At 58.4% G+C, this 6,615-nt stretch carries 5 protein-coding genes; 3 read left to right on the top strand and 2 right to left on the bottom strand.

The features are described from left to right. A partial coding sequence (locus VN887_01465; GenBank protein HXT38669.1) for a 5-methyltetrahydropteroyltriglutamate--homocysteine S-methyltransferase occupies nucleotides 1-756 on the top strand: 756 nt, incomplete at its 5' end. Nucleotides 757-904: 148 nt separating this feature from the next. After that, nucleotides 905-1,966 carry a ribonucleotide-diphosphate reductase subunit beta gene (locus tag VN887_01460; protein HXT38668.1) on the top strand — a complete coding sequence of 354 codons (1,062 nt, stop codon included), beginning with the start codon at nucleotides 905-907 and terminating at the stop codon, nucleotides 1,964-1,966. Between the two features lie 101 nt (nucleotides 1,967-2,067). On the opposite strand, the gene VN887_01455 is transcribed toward VN887_01460, so the two are convergent. Both VN887_01455 and VN887_01450 read right to left on the bottom strand, forming a co-directional pair. Further along, nucleotides 2,068-3,027, bottom strand: a complete 960-nt coding sequence (locus VN887_01455; protein HXT38667.1) for a hypothetical protein — start codon at nucleotides 3,025-3,027, stop codon at nucleotides 2,068-2,070. A gap of 323 nt (nucleotides 3,028-3,350) precedes the next feature. Then, entirely contained in the window at nucleotides 3,351-5,486 is a 2,136-nt protein-coding gene (locus VN887_01450) for a hypothetical protein (protein HXT38666.1), read from the bottom strand. Nucleotides 5,487-5,941: 455 nt separating this feature from the next. On the opposite strand from VN887_01450, the gene VN887_01445 reads away from it, so the two are divergent. Further along, nucleotides 5,942-6,615 (top strand): DEAD/DEAH box helicase (locus VN887_01445; protein ID HXT38665.1); only part of this gene is annotated, 674 nt, incomplete at its 3' end.

The raw sequence follows: 6,615 nt of genomic DNA, 5'->3' as shown, positions 1-6,615 counted from the left end.
CAGAGCTACGGTTCCCGTTGCGTCAAACCGCCAATCATTTACGGCGACGTGTCGCGCCCGGGACCGATGACGGTGCGCTGGTCGAAGTTCGCGCAATCGCTCACGCGCAAGCCGGTCAAAGCGATGCTCACGGGTCCGATCACGATTTTGCAATGGAGCTTCGTGCGCGATGACCAGCCGCGCAGCGAGACAGCCAAACAAATCGCTCTCGCACTGCGCGATGAAGTCCATGAACTCGAAGCCGCCGGGCTGCCGATCATCCAGATTGACGAACCCGCCCTGCGCGAGGGCCTGCCGCTCCGGCGCGCTGACTGGCCGGAGCATCTGCGCGAGGCGGTGGACGCTTTTCGTCTCGCGGCGGGAGGCGTGCGGGATGAGACGCAAATCCACACGCACATGTGCTATTGCGAATTCGACGACATCCTCGAGAGTATCGTCGCCCTCGACGCCGACGTGATTTCCATCGAGACCTCGCGCTCGAACATGGAATTGCTCGGCTCGTTTGCGCGATTCCGCTACCCGAACGACATCGGGCCGGGCGTGTGGGACATCCACTCGCCGCGCGTCCCCTCGGTAGAGGAAATGCTCGACATGATCCGCGCCGCCGCAAAAGTGATTCCCCGGGAACGTCTCTGGGTGAATCCTGATTGCGGATTGAAAACGCGGCGCTGGGAGGAGGTCAAACCGGCGTTGATCAATCTGATTGCTGCCGCGCGCGCGGCGCGGGGCGCTCTTGCTCCGACACCTTGGCCATGACGCCGGACCCGTTGTTCAACAAAGAGCCGGTTGAGCCCACCACTGGTCGGATGTGTCCGGATGCCGACTGGTGGCGTGGTCGCTCCCGATTCTCCATGCCGGTCCCCAGGCGACGATTCTCCTGAACTCAAACCACAACACACAAATTATGTCCTGTTGTAATACCATCAGCCAGCGTCCTGAAACCCGCGACCTCACCAAACGCGTCAATGCCGAAGAGAAGCGTCTCCTCAATTGTCGGGCCGTGGATGTGAACCAGCTCATCCCGCTCAAATACAAATGGGCCTGGGAACATTATCTCAATGGCTGCGCCAACCACTGGATGCCCACCGAAATTCCGATGCAAAAGGACATCGAGCTTTGGAAGTCGAACCGGCTCAGCGCCGGCGAACGCCTCGTGATCATGCGCAATCTCGGCTTCTTCAGCACCGCCGAGAGTCTGGTCGGCAACAACATCGTGCTGGCCATCTTCCAGCACCTGACCAATCCGGAGGCGCGGCAGTATCTTTTGCGGCAGGCATTCGAGGAGGCGATCCACACCCATACCTTCCACTACATCTGTGAATCGCTCGGGCTCGATGAGCGCGAGGTTTTCAACATGTATCACGAGGTGAATTCGATTCGCGACAAGGACGCCTTCGAGATGAAACTCACCGGGGACATCCTCCAGCCCGGTTTCAGCACGGCCACCGTCGAGGGGATGCAGCGCTTCGTCAAGAACCTCGCCGGCTTTTACGTCATTATGGAAGGCATCTTTTTTTACAGCGGCTTCGTGATGATCCTCTCGTTCCACCGGCAGAACCGCATGACCGGCATTGGCGAGCAGTTCCAATACATCCTCCGCGACGAGACGATCCACCTGAACTTCGGCATCGATCTCATCAACGGCATCAAGGCGGAGAACCCGGCCATCTGGACGGCGGAGTTCCGGCAGGAACTGCAGGACCTCGTTGAACAGGCCGTCGAACTCGAAATCGCCTACGCGGAGGATTGTCTGCCGCGCGGCATCCTCGGCCTCAATTCCGGCCTGTTCCGCGAATATGTCCAACACATCGCCGATCGGCGGCTCGAACGCATCGAACTCCCGGCGAAATTCGGCGCAAAAAACCCTTTCCCCTGGATGAGCGAGACGATCGACCTGGGAAAGGAGAAGAACTTCTTCGAGACGCGCGTGACCGAATATCAAACGGGCGGTTCGCTGGCCTGGTGAATCCACCGAGCATTCTTTCTGACCGGGACAAGGCCAAAGTTTGTTGGCGCGCCCGCGTTCCTTACAATCGCGAATTGCGGGTCCGGGGCTTCCGAAGCTGACTAAAAAGAGTACTTCAATCCGATCTTCGCGTAAGGTCCCCACAGCAATTCGTCGCGAGTGCCGATGTCAAAATCCGAATACTCAATTCGCGTGTATTTGACTTCCATGCCGGCGTCGGCCAAAAGCTTGAATACTCCGCGACGTCCTAGGGCGTATTCAAAACGGACCGTCGATCGCCCGAGTCCGCCGTAAAGATCATTGTCAATCCTGGCATTCACAATGGGATAGGGGTCAAAGCTGTGTAAGTCCTCGCGGCTGTCTTGAGAGCGGTGACCGTAAAAGCCTTCCCCCTCCAGTTGCAGACCAAGTTTGGCGCGGTAGCCCCGGTAAACAAAATAAACAAGCCCAAACCCGGCGTTCCCGAGGATGTCTTCGGTTCGATCCGTTTGCTCGTAGAGTCCACCGAGCGGCGATGGCCTGGAGTCTATGGCATGCAGATCCGCCTGAACAAAGCTGACGCCCGCTCGCAGATAGGCGGAAAACCGCGTGAACCGCAATGCCGGGAAAGTGTATCGCACGTAGGCTTGATCCCAATCGTCATCGATATTGAAGGTCGTAGGCAGGACCGACGGAGGGCCGCCTATGACATTAAGCAAGACGACAGGTCCAGCCGCGCTCGAGTGGCCCCGCGCATAAGATAAGTCGAGGTACCACGCCTGATTAAAAGAATACGATATCGTGGCACCGGCATAGTCGGACTTCCGGTCGGCGATGCCGACGTCGGGCGAACTGCCCAGAGCAAAACCAGAATTTCGCAATGAGAATAACTCTGGAAAGGTAACGGTCCCCTGTCCGAAGAGATAGTCGGCGGAAACTGAGATTTCGTTCCGCGTCGGTCGTACTAGTGGAAGGCCGAGAAGATCAGGCGCCCCTTGAGAGGATTCGGTTCCGGACGGCGGCCCCGCACCAGATTGCTGGAGGGGATTGGCCTGCGCGAGCAGGGTCTCACTCGAAAGCATTGTTGCCCACAGGCACAAACAAGATGGAAAACAGATCAGGCACGCGACACACCATTGACAGCGCCGGATTGCGAACCCGATCATCATAGAAATTGTGATTGCGTTGTATCGAAACTCTAGACTGCCGATCCTGCGCGTGTCTCCAGCTTTTCCGAAGCGGAAGATGTCTGACTTTCTCTGGTTTGGGTAGTGGTAGTACTACTACCCTGATTTGGCCCCGCTGACTGAATCGCAACCCGCTTTTTCGCGGCTCTTCACTTTCTTACCAGTTGGCGGTTACCCTGTACGATTAAGCGACACTGGGAAAACTGCGATTTCGCCTGCTACCAGTCTTTTATTTTCCCTCGAAGACTTTGGAGGCGTTGCTTGCGCTGTTGAAGCCATCCGTTGGCTTGATAACCAGACTCCAATACTTTGAGTGTCTTGAGGATTTCAGCCTTCTGGTCCAATGGGATCAATGTCAGCGGCAACGGCTTCAATTGAGTTCCATTCTTGCTCACGATGTTTGGCGCGGGAGGTTTGAGTCTAAACAACACTTCATACGTTTCGAGAGTGGTATCGAGTTTGGCCAGCTCGGGTTGTTCAGGGCCAGAGACGTTATCAGGCGGAGGAGGTGTGCCGGGCTGTTGCTCGTTCACTCCAGTGAAAGCCAACCGTGCCAACGCATCCGCTTTCAACTTCTTGATTCCGACGTCATCCCCGTGAATCGCCAGCGCCTTGTCCGCCTCCGCAATCGCATTGGTCAAATTGCCCGCGCGATACGCCGCCCACGCTTCATTCGTCGCTTCACCAAACTGCCGCTCTCGTTCGGCTTGTTGCACCGCCGCTATTCGCCGTGCCAACGCATCCGCATTCAACTTCTTGATTCCGGCATCATCGCTGTGAATCGCCAGCGCCTTGTCCGTCTCCGCAATTACGTTGGTCCAATTGCCCGCGCGATACGCCGCCCACCCTGCATTCGTCGCCCCGCCAGACTGCCCTTTGCGTTGGTCCTGTTGTACCGCCGACGTCTGCTGCGACAACGCGTCCGTCTTCAGCTTCTTCATTCCGGCATCGTCGCCGTGAATCGCCAGCGCCTTGTCCGCCTCCGCAATCGCGATGGTCAAATTGCCTACATGATAAGCCACCCACGCTACATTCGTCGCCACACCAAACTGCCGCTCCCGTTCGACCTGCTCCGCTACCGCCGTCTCCTGCCCCAGCGCCTTTAGTTTCTTCATTCCGGCATCGTCGCCGTGAATCGCCAGCGCCTTGTCCGCCTCCACAATCGCGTTGGTCCAATTGCCCACACGATACGCGGCCCACGCTGCGTTCCTCGCCACACCAAACTGGCGCTCCCGTTCGGCGCGCTGCGCCAGGGCGTCCGTCTTCAGCTTCTTCATTCCGACATCGTCGCTGTGAATCGCCAGTGCCTTGTCCGCCTCCGCAATCGCGTGGGTCCAATTGCCCGCGCGATACGCCACCCACCCTGCATTCGTCGCCTCACCAAACTGCCGCTCCCGTTCGACCTTCCTTTCGGCGCCACCCTTGAGGATCAATTCGGTTCCATAAAAGCTCCCAGCCGCGAGCAGACAGATGCTGCCAAGCATGGTCAGGATCATCGGAAGATTTGCCAACACCGGATTCGGTCGAAACTCTTTCGCGAGCGATTCCAGATTGACTTTATCCAGCGACAGTCGGGGATCGAGCAGACGGTTGCAAAGTAGCCGCCAGCGTGTCCGGTCTTTTCCCAAACGCCCCCACGCCAGCGAGGGATAGACCGGATAGTCGTCATCATCTCCACTCTGGCTCAGCCGACCTTCGACCAGTTCGAAAATCAGTTCACCAATGGCCCGCAGGTCTCGGGCCTCGATCACCTTGTCATTCAGTTCGCCCGGTTCGTGCCGGTCGTCGTCCTCCAGGCGGGATAATCGAGACGGTGCCGCGGGATAAGGATCTGCGAGATGGAGAGGGGTATGCCGTAACAGGCGCGGCTTGCCCACCAGAAACACGTTGCTGCTTTTCAGATTGCCATGCGAATAGCCGCGCGACCGCTTCAATGCGAGGCACCCGGTAACGACGCTGTAAACGACATGCTGCAACGCAGCGCTGTCCACGCTGCCGCGGCGGGCAATCCAGGCCTTGAGTGTGTCGCGCGGATAGAAATCGGTGACATACCACGCACCCGTATCAGCAATCCCGAAGGCGTGGATGGGAGCCAGGTGGCAGCACCCTTCGCTGTGGGCCTTCTTGAGTTGTTTGATGCCTTCGAGGAACTCCAAGGCCCGACCCTCAGCAAGCGCGCCTTCAGTTTGTCCCGCCTTTGGGTTGAGGCAGCGTGGAGCATAACATTTAATGGCGTACAGCCGGCCATCACGCGCACTGCTTTTCCGCCCCTGCCAGACGTTCGAGACGTGACCACGCTGGTCACTGGTCGCGGCCGGCTCGCCGACTGTCTCGTAGTCACCAAATGTTGGCATAACACACTCAGGCCGAGTACTCGCTCATTTCATAAACGAGTCTGGCCTCCAGTTTTCATTTGCTTCCTTCGTCAACACAACCGCGATAACGGCAATCCTTGCAGGATACATTCAACATTCCACTACATCATGTAGGGCAAAAACCCCGGTTGGAAATGGGTCGAAATCCCCATCACGACGGTTCAAATTCATGCCACCTTCCACCATAAGAAGTCTTCCGAAATGACTGTTGACGTACTCGGCGTCCCACAATCATGAGGGCAAGCTGGCCGATTTTTGTGAAGTCCTCTCACCTGAAACCGGCCTGAAGTTTCCGGCAGATGCCGCCAGCCGTTGCGTTCCGGTCGAAAAGCTTGTTTGGCGCCAAGGACGCCTGCCGGCGGGAACATGGAGGCTTGTCCCGGTGTCGTGAAAGAAAGACTGGCGACCTCAAATCACCAGGGGTAGTCTGCGTCATGCCGTTCACCAAATTGGGCCTTTCCCCGGCGGTTCTTGAAGGTGTCAAAGCGATGGGTTACGTCGAGCCGACGCCAATTCAACTTCGCGTCATTCCGTTGATTCTCGCCGGACAGGATGTCATCGGCAGCGCGCAGACCGGCACGGGCAAGACCGCCGCGTTCGCCCTGCCGATCCTTTCCCAACTAGGCCAGCACAGCAAAGCCCCGCGCGTCCTGGTCCTCGAACCGACGCGCGAGCTGGCCGCGCAGGTGGAGACGGCGATCCGTGACCTGGCGCGATTCACCAACCTGCGTGTGGCCGTGATGTACGGTGGCGTTGGGTATGGCCGGCAAAAGGATGCCCTGCGCGAAGGGGTTGACATCCTCGTCGCCACGCCGGGCCGCCTGCTCGACCACATCCAGCAGGGCACCTGCAAACTCGACCACGTCCAATTCCTTGTGCTCGACGAGGCGGATCGGATGCTCGACATGGGCTTCCTCCCCGACGTGCGACGGATCGTGGAAAAATGTCCGCGCGACCGGCACACGTCGCTCTTTTCCGCCACAATTCCGCCGGAAATCGATTCGCTGATCAGGTGGGCGATGCGCCACCCGCAAACGGTCGAGATTGGCGCCCGCCGCTCGCCGGCGGAGACGGTGAAGCACGTCATCTATCCCGTGGCCGAGGATCA

Origin of the sequence: Candidatus Angelobacter sp. (genome assembly GCA_035607015.1) — a bacterium.
GTDB lineage: Bacteria > Verrucomicrobiota > Verrucomicrobiia > Limisphaerales > AV2 > AV2.
This window is presented reverse-complemented; position numbering and strand designations above follow the sequence as displayed.